Below are 22,700 nucleotides of genomic sequence, written 5' to 3' on the forward strand. Positions count from 1 at the left end.
ACCGAGGCCAGGACGGCGATCCTCCATTGCCGATAGCACGCCCTTGGCGCGCTTTCCGCTCGCATGGAATCATGCGAGCGATGAGAAAGAGAGCCGGCCTCACGAATTCGGACAGTAGCTTGAGTGGATTTTCTGCCTGACAGCGGCGAGGATTCTCGCTGCGAATCAGGAGCATTCGATGACGAAGCGAAGCCGCCGGACGCATTCTCCGGCCTTCAAGGCGAAAGTGGCTTTGGCCGCGATCAAGGGCGAGAAGACGCTGGCCGAGCTGGCGCAGCAGTTTGACGTCCACCCGAACCAGATCACGACGTGGCGAAGCCAGTTGCTGGAAGGCGCGGCCGGCGTTTTCGGGCAGGATAAGACGGAGCCGAAAGAGGCCGCCGTCGACCTGAAGGGTCTTCACGCGAAGATCGGCGAACTCACGTTGGAGAACGATTTTTTGTCCGGCGCGCTCACAAAAGCGGGATTGCTGAGCGCAAAAAGATGATCGACCGCGATCACGATCTTTCGATCGCCCGGCAGGCGAAGGCGCTGGGCGTCGCCCGCAGCTCCGTCTACTACAGGCCGCGGCCGGTTTCGGCCGAGGACCTCGAGCTGATGCGCCGTCTCGACGCGCTGCATCTCGAACACCCCTTCGCGGGCGCGCGGATGCTGCGCGATCTTCTGCGGCGCGAGGGCGTCGCCGTGGGCCGCCGGCATGTCGCGACATTGATGAAGCGGATGGGGATCGAGGCGCTCTATCGGCGGCCGAACACGAGCAAGCCTGCGCCGGGACACAAGGTGTACCCGTATCTGCTGCGCGGGGTGAAGATCGAACGGCCGAACCAGGTCTGGGCGACGGACATCAGCTACATCCCGATGCGGCGCGGCTTCGTCTATCTCGCAGCGGTCGTCGACGTCTTCACGCGGCGCGTCCTGTCGCATCGCGTGTCGATCACTATGGAGGCGGAGTTCTGCGTCGAAGCCTTGAAGGAGGCCCTGGCGAAATACGGCAAGCCAGAGATTTTCAACACGGACCAAGGCAGCCAGTTCACCAGTCTCGACTTCACCGGCGTGCTGCTCGATGCGAAAATATCGATCAGCATGGACGGCAAGGGCGCGTGGCGGGACAATGTCTTCGTCGAGCGGCTGTGGCGCAGCGTGAAATACGAGGAGGTCTATCTCAAGGCCTATGACAGCATGTCCGAGGCGCGCGCCTCGATCGGCCGCTATCTGGCCTTCTACAACGAGGGGCGCCCGCATACGGCGCTTGACGGGCGCACGCCCGACGAGGCCTACTTCGGCATCAAGGAAACGGCGATGGCCGCATGACCATCGCCGTCGATTTTGTCGCAGCTCTGGTCGGGCCTAGGCCCTCCCGCCGCCGCGACAAAATCGAAACGCCCCGCGTTCGGCAAACCCCGGCAGAGATCCACTCAAAATCCGCGGGGAGCTGTCCAGACAAGCGAGGCCAGCTCTAAAGCGCGCAGCGCAGCGTCAAAAAGTGGGAGCGCATTCTAATCGCAAAAGTCCATCAACTTTTGCCAAAATGCGCTCTAGATTGCCGCGAAGGCGCGCCGCCGTCCCCTCGGCCTGCTGGCCGCGCACCGAAGAACTGCCGGGCCCTCGGCGCTCTCACTTACGCTCCCGCTTGAAGCGCAGGCAAGCTTTCCATTACCATCCGCCCGCTAAATAGCCAGAAATGTTGGAATAAGTCCGAACAGACAATATCGACGTTTGTTTGAATTAGGGGGCGCGCCATGGATGGCCGGCGCGATGCGAGGCCATTAGCCAGTAAACGAGCGGAGACCATCCTCGGGCATGTCCGAATGCGCGTCGCGATTAGATCGCAAACGCCATTTCCTTGTCCTGATCGTCGGCAGTGGCGGAGCAGAGCGGGAATTCGTTTGTCGTGCGCTCGAACGAGACGGGCTTAATGTGGTCGAGGCGCCTTATGGGCAGGACGGCCTCGCCAGATTGAGGCAGCTCGAGCCCGACTGCCTCGTCCTGGATGAAGGCTTGGAAAGCGAGCGCCATGAATTTCTCGCGGCCTTGCGAGAGGGCGGCGGGCTGTCTGGCTCCATTATCGCAATCGATGCGCATTCGACCGGAATCTTCGATGCGGAGACCGACGGGGCGGTCCATCTGCAAAAAAGCACTCTCTCGGACGAAGGCGTCGCGGCCGCGGTTCGCGTCGCGGTCGATCTCGCCCGTATAACGAAAGAGAATAATCTTTTGGTTTCGAGATTTTGCGAAAGCAGGTGCCACTTGAACGCTTTTATTCGGCAGGCGCCGGTCGCAATCGCCATGTTCGACACGGAGATGCGCCACATCGCCTATAGTCACAAATGGCTCGACGCCTTTGGGATGCGGGCCGATGTGCTCGGTCGATCATTATACGACGTCCTTCCCAGGGTTCCGGAGCACTGGCGCAAACTGCACCGACAGGCGCTGCAGGGCGAAAGCGTCTCGCGGCGAGAGGATCTCCTTCTCTCCCCTGATGGGCGTCGCCAGTGGCTGGCTTGGGACGCATCGCCGTGGCGCGCCTCCGACCAAAAAATTGGCGGCGTTTTGCTCGCCGTCCAGGATATCACAGGGCGGCGGGCGATCGAGGACGCCCTCGAGACAAATCAGGCCCAGCTCGAGGCGGCCCTCGCAAGTATGACGGAGTCTATCGCAATTTACGGCGCGGACGGGCGGCTGACGCAGTTCAACGGGGGCTTCGTCAGATTCCATAGATTCGACGACGCCGAGGATTACAAAAAATCAGACCCCTCATTTCTCGAATATTATGACGAGTCAGGGCATTTCGTGCCCTGGAGCGATCAGCCCGACCGGCGGGCGACGAATGGCGAGACAGGCATCGGCCTCGTTTATCGCTTGCAGCGCAAAGAGACGGGCGCCCAATGGTTCGGGAAGTATAATTTTGGTCCCATCCGCGGACGCGGCGGCGAGATCGTCGGCGCCGTCGTTACCGCGCATGACGTTACGGAAGAGAAACGCGCCGATGAAGCCCGGCGAGAGGCGGAACGACGCAAGGACGAATTTCTTGCGGTCCTTGCGCACGAACTGCGCAACCCGCTCGCGCCGATCCACAATGCGGTTGAAGTTCTGCGGCGGACCGAAGACGCGCCCGCCGAAAAGCGACGCACCATGCTCGATATGATGGAGCGCCAAGTGCGGCATCTGGTGCGGCTCGTCGACGATCTGATCGAGATTTCCAGAATCGAGCGCGATAAGATCGAGCTTCGGCGGGAGCGTTGCGAGCTTGCGTCGATCCTGCAAAATGCCGTCGAAACCGCGCAGCCCTTAGTCGAGCAGAACCGTCACAACGTCGGCCTTCATTTGCCTGCCGAGAAAATCACCTTGCTCGGCGATCCGGTGCGGCTCGTGCAGATTTTTGCCAATCTCGTGAACAACGCCGCAAAATACACGCCGCCGGGGGGCGCGATCGAGATCCGGGCAGAGCGGCGGGGCGATGAAATTGTGGTCGTCGTGCGCGACAATGGCGTCGGAATCCCACCTGAGTCGCTGCCGCATGTGTTCGACCTTTTTATGCAAGGCGACTCGAGCCGCCGAGTCGGCGGGCTCGGCATCGGCTTGGCGCTCACGTGCAAGCTCGTGCAATTGCACGGCGGATCAATCGAGGCGAAAAGCGAGGGGCAGAACAAAGGCAGCGAATTTATCGTACGCCTACCGCTTCAGCCTTCTGTTCCGCAGACCGCTTCGCCGGCGAAAGCTCGAGGCAAGGTCTCGGATCGGCCGATCCGGGCGCTCGTCATCGACGACGATCTGGATGTAGGCAATAGTCTCGGCATATTGCTCTCGACCTTGGGCGCGGAAGTTCGAGTCGTCTACGATGGCCCTTCTGGCGTGGATGCTGTTCGCGATTTCGCGCCGGAGGTTGTGTTTATCGACCTTGGCATGCCGGGGATGGACGGTTGCGAAACCGCGCGGCGGATTCGCTCCAGCCAGATCGGACGCGAGCTCAGGCTCGTGGCGCTAACGGGCTGGGGTCAGGACGAGGCGCGCGCCAGGACCAAAGAGGCCGGCTTCGACGCCCATTTGATCAAGCCTGCCTCGCTGGAGGCTATCGAGCAGGCGCTTCAAAGGGACGCACAAGCGTGACCGCTGGGCCGTCATCCGTCGCGCCGAGGTCGGCGCTTCGCGTAGTTTTCCTGAATGATCCGGACACGATCCGCCGCCGCCATTGCTTCGTCGGCGTCTTTCAGCAACGCTTCGGCGTCGGCGCCGCCGATGATGGAATGCGCCGCCATGTGTCGCTTCAAAATCGCTTCTTCCTGCAGGCAACGCATCGCGCTCCAAAAGGCAGTCTCGGTGTTTTCGGCCAGCCCCGCCAACAGCGCCTGCTCCGTGAAGGCGTGACCGGTATGGCACCGGAAACGCGCGGGCCTTTCGCCTTGCAACAACGTCAGCGCGCCGTGGCATTCCGGGCATGTCAAAGCAGTCGGCTCTCCGATCTGTTTCAGCGTCTCGATCGAACCCGCTCCGCCGGCGAAGATTGCAAGCTCCGCCGCGAGATCCCGCGGCTTGTCCACCTGAGGCCGCGCGGGCTCGGCGATCATCCGAACAAGTTGCGGACCGATCTCGACCAGCGGGAGGCAATAATCGACGTGGACATTTTTAAGCGCGCTCGACGGCATCCCCGGCGCCAGGGCCTCTTTTGGATCCTGCACGATTGCCGCGCCGCCGCACAGCTTGATGGCCTGCAATCCCGCCGTGCCGTCGTCGAGATAGCCCGTGAGCACCACGCCGATCAAGCGCGGTCCGAACACGAGCGCTGCGGATCGGAAGAGCGGATCGATCGCCGGGCGGGCGAGGTTCTCCTTGGGCCCCCGGCTCAACCGGAGCCTACCGTCTTCGCCGACCAGCAAATGACGGTCCGGCGGCGCTACATAAATTTTTGCGGGTTCGAGCGTTTCCTCGTCTTGCGCCGAGACGGCGGCCAGAGGTCCCGCACGATCGAGAATCTCTGGAAGCATGCCGGGGCTTGTGGGGGAGAGATGCTGGGCGATAAGCAGCGACGCAGGCAGACCGGATGGAAGGGTCGCTACGAGCGTTCTCAGCGCTTCTATCCCGCCAGCCGAGGCGCCGATGGCGATAATGTCGGACCGCTCCATGGGGCGCACGCTCGCTATTCGAGAAACGCAAGGACTCGCTTGCGCGCGCAAGCGGATCGCTGGATAAGCTAGCGCGCGAGGGAAGAATAGAAATGGTTGAGGATATCGACACGCTGTCCGCTGACGCGCCTCGGTTGCCTGTCGTCGGGATTGGCGCATCCGCGGGGGGAATTATTGCCCTTTAGAAATTCTTCGGCGCGCTCGGGGATGATGTCGGCGCCGCCTTTGTCGTCATCGTCCATCTCGATCCCGCGCATACCAGCGAATTGCCCGCCATCCTTCAAAACCACACGCGGATGCGTGTCCTGCAGGTCAATGACCCCGCGCCGCTCGAGCCCAATACGGTCTATGTGATTCCGCCGAACCGTCGGCTGCTGGTCTCGGGGGAGAGCGTCGCGACCGGGCCTTTCGACGAGCCTCGGGGACAAAGAGCGCCGATCGATCTTTTCTTTCGCTCTTTGGCAGAGCACCACGGGGATGGCTACGCCGTTGTTCTCAGCGGCGGCGGCGCGGACGGCGCCATCGGCGCGCGCGCCATACAGGAGAAAGGCGGAATCGTTCTCGTGCAAGACCCAAACGAGGCCGAATTCCCTTCTATGCCGCGAAACGCGCTCGAAGGCGGCGCAGATTTCGTGCTTCCCGTCGCCGATCTGGCGCGAACCCTCGCCGGCTTGATCAGGGCGAGGGGGCATCTTTCGGTCTATGCGCATAATGATGAAGGCGATGAGGACTTCCTGCGTCGCATTTTGGCGCATCTTCGGTCCAGGACCGGCCAGGATTTTTCGGGCTACAAGCGCGCCACTCTGATGCGGCGCATCGCACGGCGCATGCAGGTCACGCACACCGAGCGGATGGATCAATATCTCGCCTATCTGCGAGACCACGCCGAGGAGGTGCATGCGCTTTTCAACGACCTGCTGATTTCGGTCACGAGCTTTTTCCGCGACCCGGAGGCCTATGTCGCGCTCGCCAGGCATGTGATCCCGAGATTGTTCGATCATCAGCCGCGGGAGAACGCGGTACGCGTCTGGGTTCCAGCCTGCGCGACCGGCGAGGAAGCCTATTCCATCGCTATGCTTCTGCTGGAGGAAGCCGCGCGGCGCGAGCTGCGCCCTGATATTCAGATATTCGCCACCGATATCGACGAGGCCGCGCTCGCGATCGCGCGGGAAGGACGCTACCCCGCCGCGATTGCCGTAGACGTATCGGAAGAAAGGCTTCGTCGCTTCTTTGCGCGGGAAGGGGATCAATACCGCATCAGGCGCGAGGTGCGCGATCTCGTCGTCTTCGCCTCGCACAGCATTCTGAAAGACCCGCCTTTCTCGCATATCAACCTGATCTCCTGCCGTAATCTGCTCATCTATCTGGATCGCGATCTGCAGCAGCAGGTCATCTCGATTCTCCATTACTCGCTGCTGGGGAAAGGCTATCTATTTCTGGGCACGTCGGAGAGCGCCGACAATCCGCCGGGTTTGTTCGCACCCGTCGATCGCGACTCCCATATCTATCGCGCCATCGACAGGCCCCGAGACAGGCTGCCGGCTTTGCCGCGCCTCTTCACGTCGGTGCGCGTTCCCGAGCTGCCCGGCGTTCCACGACCGCCGCGCACGCAAAGCGGCGTCGATTCCTCGCTGCATCGCCAGGCGCTCGAAGATCTGGCGCCCCCGAGCCTGCTCGTCGACGAGGGGCATCTGATCGTCAATCTCTCCGAAACCTGCGGCAAATTCCTGCTGCTCCCAAGCGGACCCATGACCAATGACGCGGCGGAAATCGTGCGGCCCGAGCTTCGGTTGGAGCTGCGCGCCGCTTTGCACCGCGCTTTCGAAAGCGACGAGCCGACGGTCAGCCTGCCGATTCCCGTGCGCTTCAACGGCGCGCCCAAGGCCGTCGTGCTGCATGTGCGTCCGGTCAAGCGCGATGACGCGCCGCGCGCCGCGCTGGTGATGTTCATCGAGGGCGGCGCCGCCGAGCCGGTTTCACCCGCAGGCGCCGAAGGAGGCGAGCAGTCGCGAGTCGTTGCTCAGCTTCGCGAGGAGCTGCACGCGACCCGAACGGTGTTGCGCACCACGCGCGAGCAATATGAGGCGGCGACGGAAGAGCTGCGCGCCGCCAATGAAGAGCTGCAATCCATCAACGAGGAATATCGCTCCACCGCCGAAGAGCTGGAAACGAGCAAGGAAGAGCTGCAATCGATCAACGAGGAGCTTCAGACCCTCAACAATGAGTTGAAACTCAAGCTCGAGATGGTGTCGCGCGCGCATAATGATTTGCAGAATCTGATGGCCGCGACGGACGTGAGCACGATGTTCCTCGACTCGAGCCTGCGTATCGAACGCTTCACGCCGCGCATCGCCGAACTCTTCAACATCGTCCAAGGAGACGAAGGGCGCCCTGTCACCGATTTCACCCATCGTCTGGAATATCAGGATTTGGTAGCGGACGCGCAGCGCGTGCTGGCGGACCTTATTCCAATCGAACGAACGGTGCGCACCGTCGCGGGCCGGTGGTTTTTGCTGCGTCTGCGGCCTTATCGGACCATCGAAGACAAAATCGAGGGCGTCGTCGCGACATTCGTCGACGTCACCGAACACCGGGAAGCCGAGGCCGCCTGGGAGGCGCGCCAGCAAGGGTTGCTCAAGGAAATTGCCGATCGAGCCGAGTGTACGCTCGAGGTCGTGCGAATGCTGGCGAGCCATACGCTTGGCGACGGCCGGGCGACGCCGGACGCCTTGAAAGCGCTTCTGTCGGGCCTCGACGCGCTCTTGGAGACCAATCGATTGCTGGTGGAAAGCGACTGGCGGGGCGCGGCTGTCGACGCCATCGCCCGCAGGCTGCTCGCCGCCCACGGAGCTGAATTCATGAAAGCGACCCAGCTCGCAGGCCCTTCGGTCTTAGTCGCGCCCAGAGTCGCTATGGCGCTCGCCCTGGTTTTGCAGGCGCTCTCGCAAACGGCCGTAGAGCACCGCACCGAGGGGCACAACGCGCAGGTGGAAGTTAGGTGGCAAACACGGACGACGGAGAACGGCGCTCAACTCCTGGAGCTGAAATGGACGGAGCGCGGCGGCGCCGCCGCGCCCGACTATGCCGCGGCAAGCGCCGCCTTTTCTGTTATCGAGCAAGCCGTGAAGGGCAGTAGCGCTCGCAGTAGCTGTGACGCTGGCGAGTTCCAATGTTCCATCGCCCTGCCCCTTACTTCCTAGCGCGCTTTCTCGCCGCTCGCATGATTTCCATGCGAGCGGAAAGCGCGCACTTTAAAAAGCGCTGGAGCGCATTCTTTAGCGAAAGACTGCGAGAAATCCTCCCGCAAGTTTTTCGATGGTCTCGCGCGTGAACAGACTCGTCGCATACATCAGGCTGGCGTTGATCTCGCTTTCGTCGATTGCGAGCGAAAGGGTCAGCGGGCGCCGGACGAAAATGCGCGCGGCAGGGGTGCGGGAGAGCCGCAGCCCGGCAAGCTGCACGTTTTGCGGCGCCGCGTCCTCGACGACGAGGGCGGCGTCGCCGAGGCGTTCCGCGTCGGGGCCGTGGTCCTTTCGTAGAGCCGCGACGATCTCGTGCCACGGTGCATTCTGATGTGCGAGCGCGGCAAGGGTTGTTGCGCGCACGCATGGCGCGAGCTCGTCGATCGGCCGGTGAGCGCCATCGATGCGCAGCGGCAGAGTGTTCATGAAAGGTCCGAGCATTCGGTGCGTGGCCGGATGGTGCCGGCGCGACACCGGAAGGGCGATGGTCACGCTCTCTCTTCCAAGCTCATGCGCGAGCGTCGACGCGAAAGCGGCGCTCAGCGCCATCGGCAAGGTTGCGCGTTCGCGCATGGCGCAAGCCTTCGCAGCCTCCACCGCGACGCGCGGAAGCGCGAAGCGCAGAATATCACCCTCCGAAGGAAGTTCGCCCGAGGCGCGCGGCCCATCGGTCGGCAGCGGCGACGTGAGGCCAGCTTCGTATTCACGCCGAAAATGTTCGACCTGTTCGTCGCGCGCTTTCTGCGTGAGCCATTGACGCTCCCAATTCGCATAATCCGCGTAGGACAGCGACGGATCGAGGAGGGGGAAGAGGTCCATTCCCTCCAGGCTGTTCGCGTAAAGGGCCCAAATTTCGCCAAGCAACATACGAACGGTCGCGCCGTCGGCAAGCATGCGGTGACAGCGCAGCCGTAGCAACCATTCTTCCTCTCCCTTCCGCTCGAGCGACATCTGAATAGCCGCTTTGCCATCGGCGGCTTGCTCGAACGCGCGCCCCGCCGGCGAAAGGCTTTCGAGCTCGCAGCGCGAGATCTCAGGGATGCCGTCGAGAACGCGCAGCGTCAGCCCGCTGTCGGTCGGCGCGACGATCGTTCGCAATATGGCGTGGCGCCGCAACGCCTCTTGCATGGACCGAATTTGTCGTTCTTCGTCCAGCGGCCCGACGATGCGCACGCTCACGTCGATCCAGTTCCCCGGCGATCCCGGATGAGCCTGTTCCGCTGACCATGCGATTTCCTGGGCCATGGAGGCCGGCGTCGCAGTTCCCGCCGGCGCCTTTACAAGTTGTGGCAGGACGGCGAACGATCCGTGGGCGCTTTCGAGCCGCGCCGCAAGAGCGGCCAGCGTCTGGTCCTCGAAAATGGCGTTCAGCGGCAGCTCCACATCAAGGTTTTGGTGAATGCGGGCGCGGAGCTGGGCGGCGAGCATCGAATGGCCGCCGAGAAGGAAGAAGTTGTCGTTCGCCCCAACGCGCTCGACCTTCAGCAAATCCCGCCACAGCGTCGCCAGGGTCTCCTCGACTCCCGGCCTCGGCGCGACGAACGCGACGTCCGTCGCGATGCGCGTCGGCGCCGGCAGCGCCGCGCGGTCGAGCTTGCCGTTCGGTGTCGTCGGCATTCTTTCGAGGGTCACGAAGGAAGACGGGATCATGTGCTCTGGCAGAATGCAACGCAAGTGATCACGCAGCGCTTGCGCGGAAACTTCGGCCCCATTGACGGTCACATAGGCGGCAAGGCGCTTGTCGCCGTCATCGTCGAAGGCCGCGACCGCCGCCTCCTTCACCAGCGGATGATCGAGCAGGACGCGCTCGATCTCGCCGGGCTCGACGCGCACGCCGCGGATTTTGACTTGAGCGTCGTCGCGACCGAGGAATTCGAACAGGCCGTTCTCGTTCATGCGCACGATGTCGCCAGCGGCATAGAAGCGTTGCGGGACGTTGCTGGCGTCCTCGAATTCGAAGAAGCGCTCCGTGGAGAGAGCGGGCTCGCCGAGGTATCGGAGCGCGAGGCAGGCGCCGCCGATGTGCAACTGCCCGGGGACGCCGACAGGCGTTTGTCGCCGCTGTGCGTCGAGCGCGATCATCCGGACGTTCGCGCGCGGCCTCCCGATCGGCACGATCGCCTGCGGGTCGGCCTCTGCCTGCGGATCGACCGGATGCAGGCTGACGATGCCGGCGGTTTCCGTCTGCCCATAGAGATTGAACCAACGAACCTTGTCGCCGACGAGCGCGCGCCAATCGCGCGCGAGCCCATAGCGCAGGGGTTCGCTCGCGGTAAGCAGGAGACGTAGATCATTGTCGAGGAGCGTGGCGCGCTCGGCATTCGGCAGCATCCGCAGCGAGTCGACCACTTGCCTCACGACCGAGGGCACGAGATCGACGATGGTCGCCTCCGCCGCGCGCACACGTGCAAGCAAGGCGAATGGGTCGCGTCGTTCGTCATTGTCGGCGACGATGATTCTCGCGCCGGCGGCGAGCGGCGCCAAAATCTGCCGCATCGAGGACGAGAAAGCGATTGAAGCGGTGTGCAGCCAGGCGTCCGAAGGTCGCACATCGAGTTCGCGTACCAGTGTTTGCGCATATTCGGCGGCGGCGCCATGCGAGATCACGACGCCCTTGGGCCGGCCGGTGGAGCCCGACGTGAACACGATATAGGCGGGATCCGACGGCCCCACCGCGGGCGCGAGCGGCTCGGCCGACTCTTTTGCGACTTCGGGGCCGAGCGGCTCCGACACTTCGAGCGCAACATTCGCTTCGGCGAGCATGTGCGCGATACGATCTTTCGGATAGGATTCATCTAGGGGAACATAGATTGCGCCGGCCTTCATGACGCCGAGCATGCCGACGATCATATCGACCTTTCGTCCCGTCCGTACCGCCACGGCCGCCCCGGCGCCAATTCCTTGGCTACGCAGCCAGCGCGCCAGCCGGCGAGCGGCTGCTTCCAGCTCGGCGTAAGTGAGGCGGCGCTCGCCATCTTCGCAGGCGACGGCTTCGCCGCGCTGGACGGCGACGGACTCGAATAGTTCCGCGACCGTCAGCGGGCCGGCAAGCGCCAGCGGCGCCGCCGCTCGCCCGGCGGCAAGCTCCTCCGGCGTGAGCAGCGGGAGGGCCGACAGGCGGCGCGTGGGGTTCTCGACAATCGCGTCGAGCGCATTGAGGAAATGGCGCAGCAGGCGCTCGATCCTGGGCGCGTCGAACAGGTCGGTCGAATATTCGACGTGGCCGGCCATTGTCGCATCGTCGAAGAGCGTGAATGTGAGATCACGCTTGGCGGTTTGCGTGTCGATCTCCTCGACCTCGATCTCGAGGCCCGGCAAAGCAGGCGGGTTTATCGCCGCCTGGAGAAGCAATTGCACGCGGAATAATGGGCTTCTAGCTCCGCCGCGTTCGCGCTCGACCGCATTGGTGACGAGATCAAATGGCGCTTCATGCGCCATCGCGCTCTGTAAGCGCGCGGCCAGACGGGCGAGCAGGTCGCGAATCTCCGGGTCTCCGTCGAGAAGGACTCGCAGGGGCACGGCATTGACGAAGAGGCCGATCAGACTTTCGATTTCCAGCCGCCCTCGGTTTGCGCTCATGGCGCCGACGACGAAATCGTCCTGACCCGTATGGCGCTGGAGCACCGCCGATAGCGCTGCGAGCAATGGCGTGAACAGCGTAACGCGCTCGGATTGGGCCAGCTTGCGCAACGCGCGCGCGCGGTCGGCGCCGAGCTCGAAGCGTATTCGACGCCCGCGGAAGGTCGACGTGCGCGGCGGGGGCCGGTCGGTCGGCAAGGACAACGGAGAAATTCCCGCCAGCTCCGATTTCCAATAGGCGAGCAATTCCTCCAGCCTGTCGCCGCTGAGCCATTGGCGCTGCCATGCGGCATAATCGGCGTATTGGATTGGCAGTTCCGCGAGCGGCGAGGGCTCGCCGCGCTGATAGGCGCCGTATATGGCCGACAATTCCCGCAGCAACACGCCGAATGACCAGCCATCCGTGATGATGTGGTGCATTGTCACCAGCAGAACGTGGCGGGCCGCGTCGAAGCGCAGCAACCGCGCGCGGAAGAGAGGCGCGCAAGCGAGGTCGAAGGGCGCGCCCGCCTCGCGTCGCTCCCATTCGGAAACTTCCGCCTCGTCGCGGACGTCGTCGATCGGCAGCGGAACATTCACCGTGGGTACAATTTTCGAGCGCGCTTGGCCGCGTTCGACGCCAAAGGCGGTGCGTAGCGCCTCGTGGCGCGCCACGAGCGTGTTCAGGCTGCGCTCCATGACCGCCGCATCCAACGGGCCGCGGATGCGGACGGCGGCTGCGACGTTATAGGCGCAGGAGGACGGCGCCAGCTCATGAAGAAACCAAAGCTGCTCTTGGCTGGAGGAGAGAACCAGCGGAGAGTCGTCTCGAGGAATGCGCGCCATCGGCGGCTGCCGCTTCGACTCGTCCCGCTGCGACTCCTCCCACCAAGCCAGCAGGCGGGCGGCGAGCGTTGCGACGTCCGGGCTCTCGACGAAAAGCGCGACTGGCGGGGCGGCGCCGAGCGCCGCTTGCATGCGGCTGCGCAGCTCCATCGCCGTAAGCGAGTCCATGCCCATTGTGGCGAAGGCCGTGTGGGCGTCGACGTCCTCGACGCTCATGTGCAGCGCGCGCCCGATCTCGGCCCGCAACCTTTCGACGACGATCCCGAGGCGTTCTCCTTGCGGCGCGTGGGCGAGCCAGGCGTCTGCGTCGCGGCGATCTGGTTCGGCCGATGCTGTTTCGGGGATGTTGTCGCTCGGCGCGATAGCCGCCTCCGCGAACCGGCGCGCCGGCGTGAACCAGAATTTTTTCCGCTTGAACGAATATTTCGGCAGATCGACCTTGTTGCGCTCCCACGGTTCGTCGACAGCCTTGAAGTCGATCCGCGCGCCCGCGACATACATCTGCCCGAGCGCTTCTTTAATCTGCCGCGCGTCAGGCGTGTCGCGGCGCAGCGACGCGACAGCCTGCGGAACTTGAGAGCCCTCGGGCCATGCCCTGAGCGCCATCCCCGCCAGGACGGGTTGCGGCCCAATCTCCAGCAGCACGCGGCACCCGAGCCCCCCCAAAGTCTGCACGCTCTGCGCGAATTGAACCGGCTCGCGCGCGTGTCGCCGCCAATATTGCGCATCCAGTCGTGTCTGCCCGCCCAAAACTTTGCCCGTCCTGTTGCACACCAGCGTCCGCGTCAGCGCGCCATACGGTATCTGCGCCGCATAGGCCTCGAACGCGTCCAGCGCCGGCTCCAACAGCTCCGAATGGAAGGCATGCGAGGTCTCGAGCTCCTCCGCGCGAAGCCCCTCCTGCCGAAACAGCTCGACAAGCGCGCGAACGTCTTGCTGCGGGCCGCTGACGACCACATGTGCGCCGTTATAGGCCGCAAGCGAAAGGCGCGGGTATGCGGCCAGGCGCGCCTCGATCGCTTCCGCCTGCGCGAACACAGCCGCCATCGACCCGCCGGCCGGCAGCGCGCCGAACAGCCGGCCGCGCTCGGCCAGCAATTGCGCGCCCTGCTCGAGCGTGAAAGTCCCGGCGACACAGGCGGCCGCATATTGTCCGACGCTGTGGCCCAGCACCACATCCGGCGAGACGCCCCAGCTCTCCCACAGGCGCGCGAGGCCCATCTCCACGGCGAACAAGGCCGGCTGCGCATAAGACGTGTGGTTGACTGCCCCGTCGCTCGCAAACATCACATCGAGCAATGGGCGCTCCAGCATGTCCTCCACAGCCGCCGCGCATTCATCGAGCGTTCGACGGAACACAGGCTGCGTCTCGTAAAGCTCGCGGCCCATGCCCACGCGCTGACTGCCCTGACCCGTGAACAGCCACGCGGTTTTCGGCGGGTCCGCCGAAACGCCGCTATGAACGCCCGGTGACGAATGTTCCTCGGCGAAAGCGGCGAGCTGTTGCGCTGCGCCGGCGGGGTCCGCCGCGACGATCGCGGCCCGGCGCTCGAGATGGCTGCGCCCGACCCCCGCGGTGTAGGAGACGTCCGCCAGCGCCGACGCCGAGGGCAGCAGCTCGACGCGCCGCGCATAGTCCAGCGCCAGCGACTTCAGCGCCGGAGCCGTGCGCGCCGAAAACGTCAAGAGATGCCATGGACGCTCCGCCGGCGCCGACGAGCCGTCCCGGGACGCCGCCGCAGGAGAAGCGGCCGGCGCCTCCTCGATCACCACATGCGCGTTCGTGCCGGAAAAGCCGAAGGAGCTCACCCCCGCCCGGCGCACACGCTCGCCGCGGGGCCAGGGGCGCGCCTCCGAAACCACTTCCAGCGGCAGCCGTCGCCAGGGAATGTGCGGCGATGGCGTTTGGAAATGCAGGTGCTTCGGCAATAGGCCGTGCTCCAATGCGAGCACGACCTTGATGACGCCCGCGATCCCGGCCGCCGCCTCGAGGTGACCAATGTTCGTTTTCGCCGAACCGATCAGCAGCGGCCGGTCGGCTGTTCTGTCGGCTCCCAGCGCCGCAGCGGCCGCCTGCACCTCGATTGGGTCGCCGAGCGACGTTCCCGTTCCGTGCGCTTCGAGATAATCGATCTCCGCCGGCGCAAGACCGGCCTGCTTCAACGCGTCCTGAATCACCCGCTGTTGCGCGCGGCCGTTGGGCACGGTGAGTCCGCCCGACGCGCCGTCCTGGTTGACGGCGCTGCCGCGCAAAACCGCCCGGATATTGTCGCCGTCGCGAACCGCGTCCGAAAGGCGTTTCAAAACCAAAACGCCGCAGCCTTCCCCGCGCACATAGCCGTCCGCAGCGGCGTCGAACGTCTTGCAGCGGCCATCGGGCGCAAGCATCCGAGCGCGGGACATGCTGACCATGACTGCCGGCGTGAGGATCACATTCACGCCCCCCGCGAGGGCGAGATCGCATTCGCGCAGCCGCAAAGCCTGGCATGCCTGGTGAATCGCGACGAGAGAGGAGCTGCACGCCGTATCGACCGTAACAGCAGGCCCTTCGAGCCCGAGCCGATAGCTGATGCGTCCGGCGCCCACTGCCGGCGACGTGCCCGTGGCGAAATAAGCGTCCAGGGTCTCGGGCGCCGTATGCGTGGCCAGAAGACCGAGATATTCGTGCGTGCTCAGCCCCATCCAGACGCCTGTGCGCGAACCTTCGAGTTCGGTTGCGGCGATTCCCGCGTGCTCGATCGCGCGCCAGCTCGTTTCGAGCATCAGACGATGTTGCGGGTCCATGCTGATCGCTTCACGCGGCGCGATCCCGAAGAACTGCGCGTCGAATTCATCCACTGCGTCCAACAAACCCGCCCGACGCGTGATGGTTTTCCCGGCCGCGTCGGAGTCTGGCGAGTAAAAGGCGTCGGCGTCCCAGCGGTCCGGAGGGATCGTGGAGATCGCATCGCGTTCCTCGCGCAGCAAGGCCCAGAAAGAGTCGGCGTCTTCGCCCCCAGGAAATCGCCCTTCATATCCGATGATCGCGATCGGATCGCCCGTGCCGGCTTCGAGTTCCGAAACCCGTCGCCGAAGAGTCTCCAGCGCGACAACTGCTTTTTTTCTAAAGTCGAGATCGCTCATTTTTATCCTCGCGTCATTAAGCAATTGCACTGGCCGCGCCTCGCGCGGCCGTGAAAGACGAGCAGCTTTGCTCGAGGAGCTCGATCAGCAGTTGCTGGCCAGCGGGCGTCCGGAAATAAAAGTGGTCGCCCTCGACGAACCTCGATTTGAACCCTATGCGGCTATGCCTCCCCCACGCGTTCATTTCAGCGCGCGATGCGACAGGATCGGATATTCCGCCTACTGCGGTGATAGGACAGGGCAATGGACGCCGTTCCCGCCATCGGTACTGTTCGTTGATCCGCAGATCCGCTTGCAAGGCGCGGCCGATCATCGCGACATAGTCGGGCTCCTCGAGCAACATGGCGGGAATATTGCGATGTAATTCGGCGATCTTGAACACGATGTCGCGAGTGGGGAGATGCGACAGCCTGGGCGTTCGGGACACGAGGTGCGGGGCGATCCGGCCGGACACGACGAGATGCGCCGCGTCAGCCGCGATGCAACCGTCGTCATACAAGCGATGCAGGACCTCGTAGGCAAGCAGGGCGCCGAAGCTATGCCCAAAGACGACGAGGCGACGGTTGGCCAGCTCTGCGACCGCCGCCGCCAGCGGCGAGACGAGAGCCTCTAAATGACGCGCGGGCTCCTCGCGGAGGCGAAACTCGCGGCCGGGCAGCGATGCGATGTACACATCCGCGCAGGCGCGCAATGGTTCGATCAAAGATCGATATCCGACCGCGCCGCCGCCGGCCGAAGGGAAACAGATGAGCGCCACAGGCGCGTCTGCGGGGCCGGGCAACGGCCAGAGCCAGCCGGGAGCGCTAGAAATTGAACGATTCATTGTCGAAAGCTCGCAATGTCAGTGAAAGTCAGCTCGAGGCGCCTGCGCGCCGCTGAGCAAGATCTGTTGAAAGCCCCGCTTCGATCGTGGACGCGTTCGCGCGCGGTTCGATCGTGAGCGGGGAGTTTTTTATAACGGCGTCGCTATCGTCGATCGATCTTCAGCGCCGCGTCTATGCTGTCTTCCAGCAGAGCGTCGAGGGCTGCTTCGTCTAGAAGGTCGATCTCCTGTTTGATCGTCGACTCCTCCCAAGCCATCGGTGGCGGGACGATGCGCTTCTCGGAGCCGACGCCGAGCGCCTCTTCGCGGATAAGCCTCGCGAGCGCTTCGACCGTCGGGTATTCGATCATCAGCGTCACGGGGAACGAATGTTTGAACGCGGCTGACAAAGCGTTGCTCAACATGACGCCTTTGAGAGAATCGATTCCGAGCTCCATGAGCGGCGTTTTCCAGGTGACGCCTTCCACGCCGCATTCGCGCTCCAGCCATTCCGCCAGCCGTCGCTCCAGCACGCCCGGCTGGGTGAGGGGCTCGCCGGTCAGGTCCATGACCGGGACCTGCAAGGTCGAGCGCCACTCGTGCACCACGGACAAGGCGCCATCCTCCAAGGCGGCGCGACATTGCGCGCGCTGAACTTTGCCGCTGGAGGTCATCGGCAAGCCGAAAGGCCGGAGCAGCACGACGCGATCGAGCGCCAATTGATGTTCGCGCGCCACGTTACGCCGGACTGCGTCGAAAACCTCGGCAGGATCCACGCTGCGCCAAGCGCCGCGGCTCAATTCCTGCACCGCAACGACATGCACGGCGTCGCCGTCCTCGACGCCAAATACCGCGCAGGCCCCCGCGCGAAGCGCGGGGTGGCTGGATTCCACCGTCAGCTCGATGTCCTGCGGGTAATGATTTACGCCCCGAATGATGATGACGTCCTTACGCCGGCCGGTTACGTAGAGTTCGCCTTCGTGTATGAAACCAAGGTCGCCCGTGCGCAGGAATGGACCCTCGCCTGCGGCGGTGCGGGCGCCGAAGACAGCGGCCGATTCCGCCGGCTTGCCCCAGTAGCCCTGGCCGATGCTGCCGCCGCGCAGCCAGATTTCGCCCACGGTCGACGCCTGGACATCGGTCAGCGTTTCCGGGTTCACAATCCGAATCTCTGTATCGAGCGCAGGCACGCCGGAGCTGACCAGGCGCTTTGCCTGCGCAGTCTTTTCGTCACACAGGATCACGCTGCCTTTGCGCAAGGCCGTCTCGTCGACCGTGCGCACGATCGGCGGAACAAGGTCGCGCTTGCCCGAAACAAGAAGAGTAGCCTCGGCAAGGCCGAAAGCCGGCGAGAGGCGTTCCGGCCGGAAGCCCGCGGGAGCGAATGTGGCGATGAAGTCGGCCACCGTGGATGCGCGCACGGGCTCGGCGCCGTTCCACGCCAGATCCCACGACGAGAGGTCGAGTCCGTCGACGCCCTGCGTGCGCGCGGCGTCGACGCATGCTTGATAGCCAAAGTTGGGGCCGCCGCCCATGGTGCCGCGAAAACGCGTAAATGCGCGCATCCACCGCATTGGATTCTGAACGAAGCTCGCTGAGGCCATCAAATAAACCGAGCCTCCGGCCCAGGTGGGCTCGAGCGCCCCCGCCACGAGCCCCATATCGTGGAACAGCGGCAGCCAGCTAACGCCGACGGAGTCGGGCGACGATCCGAGCCCGTCTTGCAGCGCCCGCAGATTGCTTGCCAAATTGCCGTGACTTATCATCACGCCGGCAGGCGCGCGCGTGGAGCCGGACGTATATTGAAGAAACGCCAGGTCTCCCGCGCCGCGGGCGATCTCCCGGAATGCGTCGCTTCGATCCGGAAGTCTGTCCGTCGCCACCACCGACACGGAGGCGGAGTCGCCTGCCTCTACGAAACGACGCTCGATCATGTCGGCGTATTTGTCGATCGTGAGGACGAGCTTCGCGCCGCTGTCGACCGCGATGAGCTCGAGCCGCCTATCCTTGCCATGCGCGAGCGGCAGGGCCGCTGGCACGGCCACAGCCCCGGCGTAGAGGCAACCATAAAATGCAGCGAGGAAGTCGAGGCAAGTCGGATAGGCCAGAATCACTCTGGCCCCCTCGGCGCCACGTTCCTGAAGAAAGGCGGCCATCGATCGCGCTCGGCGGTCGAGTTCCGCGTAGGTCCAGCAGTCGCGGACTTCGAGATCGTCGTCGAGGAAGGCCAGGGCCAACCGGCTGGGGTTGGCCGCAACATGGCGCCGCAGACGGTCCGTCACCAGATCTTTGTGATTTGTCGGGTTAATTGAGCTAATCATTTGCTGTATCCCAAAATGGCGCGATCGATCGTTCGCCTCGCCGGCTGTCACGGCGAGAACGTGCTCTGTTGATTTTCGCTTTGCCGCGCTCGGGTCGTCGTTTCCGACGACCACGAAACGCTTGCCCGGCGTGGGACTTTAAGCCGGCGCCATCAGCTTCTTGAGTTTGAGCGCCAGCCCCATGTCGCCGTCGACTTTCAGCTTGCCGGAGAAAAACAGTTCCCGACTGTCGACCTCGCCATCGGCCAGCCGGATAAAATCGGCGGCGCCCATGCGGAAGGTACAGTCGGCCGCTCCGTCGCCTTCAAAAACGCCGGGCGCCTCCGTCAGATCGAGCACGAATGTGCAGACGGCGTCGTCATTGAGCACAAATTTGTACCGGACATTGGCCGCGCTCGCCCGCTCCTTGTTCGAAAAAACGATTGCATTGGCTCTTTCCAATATTTCTTTGACCGTAACCATGAGAGGCCTCCTCGTATCTCGAATGTCCGCTTACGCCGGCTCGGGTTGAAATTCGTCGATCTGCGACAGGATGCTCTCGTCGGGTACGGAAAACACGGCGGGCGGCTCCCCTCTCTCGATGCGGGCAATCTCGCGCGCATAGAGCTTTCTCAGCAGGATGATCGCCGCGTCGGAGCTGCCCAGGCGGTTCTTCGAACGGTCGGGGATGACGCCCTGCCCCTTGAGAACAATGCCATCTTCGATGAGCACGAGGTCGGGACGAGAGTCGACGTCTTCCCAGCGCATGCGCCCGGACAACACGGAATCGACGACATTTTCGACGGTGGGTAGCGTTTCGACGTATCGGAGGCCGGCGCGCACGCCCTCGGCGACGTTGCGTCCCTCCTCGGGGGACAGATGTGTTGCGATGAAGATGAAAAACATCTTGTGGCTGACGTCGTCGATCGGGACGTTCCACAGGAAGCTCTTGAATCCCCGCAACACCCCGGCGCCCGAATTGAAATACAGCATGTTGGGCATGAACAGCGCCAGCTTGCGCAGGTAGCCGCTCGGGAATGACGTATATTGCATCAGACCATAATCGGTCGCGCGCGCTGCGGAGGCCGGGATTTCACCCGCGTTGCCCGCGTCCTGATAGATGCCCTCGGCATGGACCCAACGCTGGTGAACGTCGTCGACCGTATTCTCCAGGTCGTGAAAATAATTCCATTTGCGCTGTTCCACGACATGGAAATAGCCGTAGCGCTCCAACCCGGGCCAGCGCGGCAGCGGCGGCGCAGGATCGGGACCCAGATACGCCCAGATCAAACCAAAATATTCCTCGACCGGATAGCTGCGCAAACGCACTTTCGACGAGAAACACTTCGGCTCGAAAGGCTGCTCGACGCACTGGCCGGAAGCGTCGAACTGCCAGCCGTGATAGCGGCAACGAATGCTGTCGCCCTCGACTTTGCCGACCGAGAGCACGAGCCCTCTATGCGGACAGCGCCCCTCGACGATGTGCGCGACATTATCTTCGCCGCGATAAAGCGTGAGCTCCTCACCCAGGATTTTCAGCGGCACGGGATGCGCGACTTTGAGTTCTTCGGAAACAAATACGGGTTGCCAAAAGCGCCTCAGAAGCACGCCAGCAGAGCACCCGGGTCCAGTGTGCTCGAAATCAACGTCTGTCAAACTACTCATTTCAGCATCCTCGAGTTGTGACGCAGTTGCGCGATCAACTAGCGGAGCCAGTTAGGCCTTCCCTCGGGCGTTAACCTGTGTGCTAATGCACATGAGACGCGCTGGCGGGACTCCGCCTCGAAGAACCATTCGGGTTCGACAGAGACTCTAGCTAATATGACTCGCAGAGCGTGGCGCTGGCGCTGAAGCACGACTCTGCGTCATTGCGTTTCAGGGTGTCTGCTCTAATATCGTCGCAGATGTTTCGCGCCTTTCCGAGACGGCGAAAACGGGAAGCTTTTCGCTTCTGCCTCTCACGGCGATATGCGCGAGCTTCTGCACATCATACCGATCCGAGACCCTCTCCGCGGTTTCCGGTCCGACGATGACGCCGACGCCGAACTCTTTCGTCAGGCCCTCTAGTCGCGAGGCCAGATTCACTGTGTCGCCAAGCACAGAGTAGTCGTAGCGCCAGCGCGACCCGATGTTGCCCACCACGCATACCCCCGTGCTGACCCCTACCCCGACGGCGAGGGGCACATGGGTCGGGTCTTCGGCCGCAAGCTGTGTATTGAGGCGTGCGACCGTCTCTCCCATCCGAACGGCTGTGGCGACGGCGGCGTGGGGGTGGTCAGCGACAGGGACCGGGGCGTTCCAGAACGCCATCACGCAATCGCCCATGTATTTGTCGATGGTGCCGCGCGTCGCCAGCACTTCGGCGGAGAGCGCGTCCAGCAGTCGGTTGATGATCGTCATGAGCTTGATCGGATCATCTTTCAGACGCTCGGACAGGCCTGTGAAACCGCGCACGTCGCAAAACAAAACGGTAATCTCGCGCCGCTCTCCGCCGAGCTGGAGCGCTTTCGGGTCTTTCATCAACTCTTCGACGAGCGCCGGCGCGACATAGCGCGCGAAGGCGTTAGAGATCTGCGCGCGCAGACGCCGCTCGCGCGCATAATCGAAGCCTACGCGCGCCCCGTAAGCGCCCACGACGGCCAGGGCCGGAGCGACCGGGGCAAGCCATAAGCGCTCATAGCGGAGCAGCAGATAGCTTCCAATAATCACAGCGATAACCATCAGAGCTGGCTCGGCCGCCTGACGAAGGGCCGTCTGCCCCGTGCGAAAGCCTGCGCCGATCCACGCCGAGAAAAACACAGCGAGACTCAACACGCTCTGGCTCACCGGCGTCGTCCACAGGCGGTAACTCAGATTGTCGAGAATCGTCGCGTGCAGCTCGATGCCCGCGGTCATCGTGGCGTCATGGATCGTGAAGGGCGTCTGGAACGCGTCCGTCGCGCTGCTGTCCGTCGCGGGCGCCGCCTTGAGGCTGAGGCCAACGAGCACCGTGCGGTCTTTGAAAAACCCGGCGGGGAGGAAGCGTTTCGGATCGAGCGCCTGATAATAGGAGACGGTCGGATAAGTTCTGGCGCCGCCGAAGAACTGTAGCAAAGCGCCGGGTGGGCTTTTCTTCGTCGTCCCGCCGCGCGCGCTCAGGACGGCTTCGACGAAGCTTTCCTCGATGGGCGGCGCCCGCCGCATCACGCCGTCCCCGTCGAGGTTCACAGAAGTGTCGCCGGATCTGGCGCCGCCAGCCAGCAGCATCGGAAGAGGGTTCACGCGAGAGACCTGCGTGCCCTGATCCATGTGGATGACGTCTTGAACGGCGGCAAGCACATTGTCCGGGCCGAGCGCCTGCGCCAACACCACATCGTCCTCCGGATCGGCCGGTTCCGCGAAAAGGACGTCTAGCGCCACGACGCGTGCGCCCGCCGCGCGTAGCTGTTTCACGAGGCGCGCATGGAGCGCGCGCGGCCAAGGCCAGCGCGCTCCGACCTCGGCGAAGGAGGGTTCGTCGATCGCGACAATGACTGCGCCTGGCGCCGGCGGCCTCGCCGGCCAGAGAGTCGAAAGCAGGTCGTACGCCCGCGCCTCGGCGAACTGCATGTCGGCGCGCGCATGCAGCGCCGAGAGGAGAACGGCGATTAAAATGGCCAGCAGCAATCCACGGCGCGATGGATGCGCGCGGGCCCATGCGTTCATGACGCGTGAAAACATGTCGCCCATG

General features: G+C 63.8%; 12 protein-coding genes and 1 pseudogene. 3 read left to right on the forward strand and 10 right to left on the reverse strand.

The window, feature by feature from the left end; translation table 11 throughout:
* Positions 1-178: 178 nt before the first annotated feature.
* Positions 179-1,311, forward strand: a protein-coding gene (locus QMG84_RS17995) for an IS3 family transposase (protein ID WP_281927849.1) whose coding sequence is annotated in 2 segments (ribosomal slippage) — positions 179-434 and positions 434-1,311 — 1,134 coding nt in all. Because the reading frame shifts where the segments join, the coding sequence is not laid out codon by codon here.
* 510 nt (positions 1,312-1,821) lie between these two features.
* On the opposite strand, the gene QMG84_RS18000 is transcribed toward QMG84_RS17995, so the two are convergent.
* Positions 1,822-2,016 (reverse strand): hypothetical protein, encoded by a 195-nt coding sequence (locus QMG84_RS18000; protein WP_281932332.1) that lies wholly within the window; start codon positions 2,014-2,016, stop codon positions 1,822-1,824.
* Here QMG84_RS18000 and QMG84_RS18005 point away from each other — a divergent pair.
* A complete protein-coding gene (locus QMG84_RS18005) occupies positions 1,999-4,107 on the forward strand; it encodes a PAS domain-containing hybrid sensor histidine kinase/response regulator (RefSeq protein ID WP_281932334.1) in 2,109 nt (702 codons plus the stop codon). The genes QMG84_RS18000 and QMG84_RS18005 overlap by 18 nt on opposite strands.
* A gap of 11 nt (positions 4,108-4,118) precedes the next feature.
* Here QMG84_RS18005 and QMG84_RS18010 read toward each other — a convergent pair whose 3' ends face one another.
* Both QMG84_RS18010 and QMG84_RS18015 read right to left on the reverse strand, forming a co-directional pair.
* On the reverse strand, positions 4,119-5,279 hold the full coding sequence (locus tag QMG84_RS18010) for a chemotaxis protein CheB (protein WP_350356523.1): 1,161 nt from the start codon (positions 5,277-5,279) through the stop codon (positions 4,119-4,121).
* Positions 5,189-5,377 (reverse strand): hypothetical protein, encoded by a 189-nt coding sequence (locus tag QMG84_RS18015; RefSeq protein WP_281932338.1) that lies wholly within the window; start codon positions 5,375-5,377, stop codon positions 5,189-5,191. The genes QMG84_RS18010 and QMG84_RS18015 overlap by 91 nt, the downstream gene beginning before the upstream one ends.
* Between QMG84_RS18015 and QMG84_RS18020 the strand changes: the two genes are divergently transcribed.
* Positions 5,354-8,320 (forward strand): CheR family methyltransferase, encoded by a 2,967-nt coding sequence (locus tag QMG84_RS18020; RefSeq protein WP_281932486.1) that lies wholly within the window; start codon positions 5,354-5,356, stop codon positions 8,318-8,320. The genes QMG84_RS18015 and QMG84_RS18020 overlap by 24 nt on opposite strands.
* A gap of 75 nt (positions 8,321-8,395) precedes the next feature.
* On the opposite strand, the gene QMG84_RS18025 is transcribed toward QMG84_RS18020, so the two are convergent.
* The 7 genes and pseudogenes from QMG84_RS18025 to QMG84_RS18055 form a co-directional block, all read right to left on the reverse strand.
* Positions 8,396-12,898 (reverse strand): amino acid adenylation domain-containing protein, encoded by a 4,503-nt coding sequence (locus QMG84_RS18025; RefSeq protein WP_434085997.1) that lies wholly within the window; start codon positions 12,896-12,898, stop codon positions 8,396-8,398.
* Positions 12,875-15,889: pseudogene (locus QMG84_RS18030) on the reverse strand (type I polyketide synthase); the annotation flags it as partial. The gene QMG84_RS18025 and the pseudogene QMG84_RS18030, both read right to left, overlap by 24 nt.
* Positions 15,890-15,905: 16 nt before the next feature.
* The gene (locus QMG84_RS18035; protein WP_281932340.1) at positions 15,906-16,592 is read right to left on the reverse strand and encodes a thioesterase II family protein; all 687 of its coding nucleotides are present in this window, start codon (positions 16,590-16,592) and stop codon (positions 15,906-15,908) included.
* Positions 16,593-16,855: 263 nt separating this feature from the next.
* Complete coding sequence (locus QMG84_RS18040; protein WP_281932342.1) at positions 16,856-19,012, reverse strand: AMP-binding protein; 2,157 nt, start codon at positions 19,010-19,012, stop codon at positions 16,856-16,858.
* A 138-nt stretch (positions 19,013-19,150) separates the two neighbouring features.
* On the reverse strand, positions 19,151-19,474 hold the full coding sequence (locus QMG84_RS18045) for an SCP2 sterol-binding domain-containing protein (protein ID WP_281932345.1): 324 nt from the start codon (positions 19,472-19,474) through the stop codon (positions 19,151-19,153).
* 30 nt (positions 19,475-19,504) lie between these two features.
* On the reverse strand, positions 19,505-20,656 hold the full coding sequence (locus tag QMG84_RS18050; protein ID WP_281932347.1) for a Rieske 2Fe-2S domain-containing protein: 1,152 nt from the start codon (positions 20,654-20,656) through the stop codon (positions 19,505-19,507).
* 210 nt (positions 20,657-20,866) lie between these two features.
* On the reverse strand, positions 20,867-22,699 hold the full coding sequence (locus QMG84_RS18055) for a CHASE2 domain-containing protein (protein ID WP_281932348.1): 1,833 nt from the start codon (positions 22,697-22,699) through the stop codon (positions 20,867-20,869).
* Between the last annotated feature and the right edge of the window lies 1 nt (position 22,700).

This window comes from Methylocystis iwaonis (assembly GCF_027925385.1).
Classification (GTDB): domain Bacteria; phylum Pseudomonadota; class Alphaproteobacteria; order Rhizobiales; family Beijerinckiaceae; genus Methylocystis; species Methylocystis iwaonis.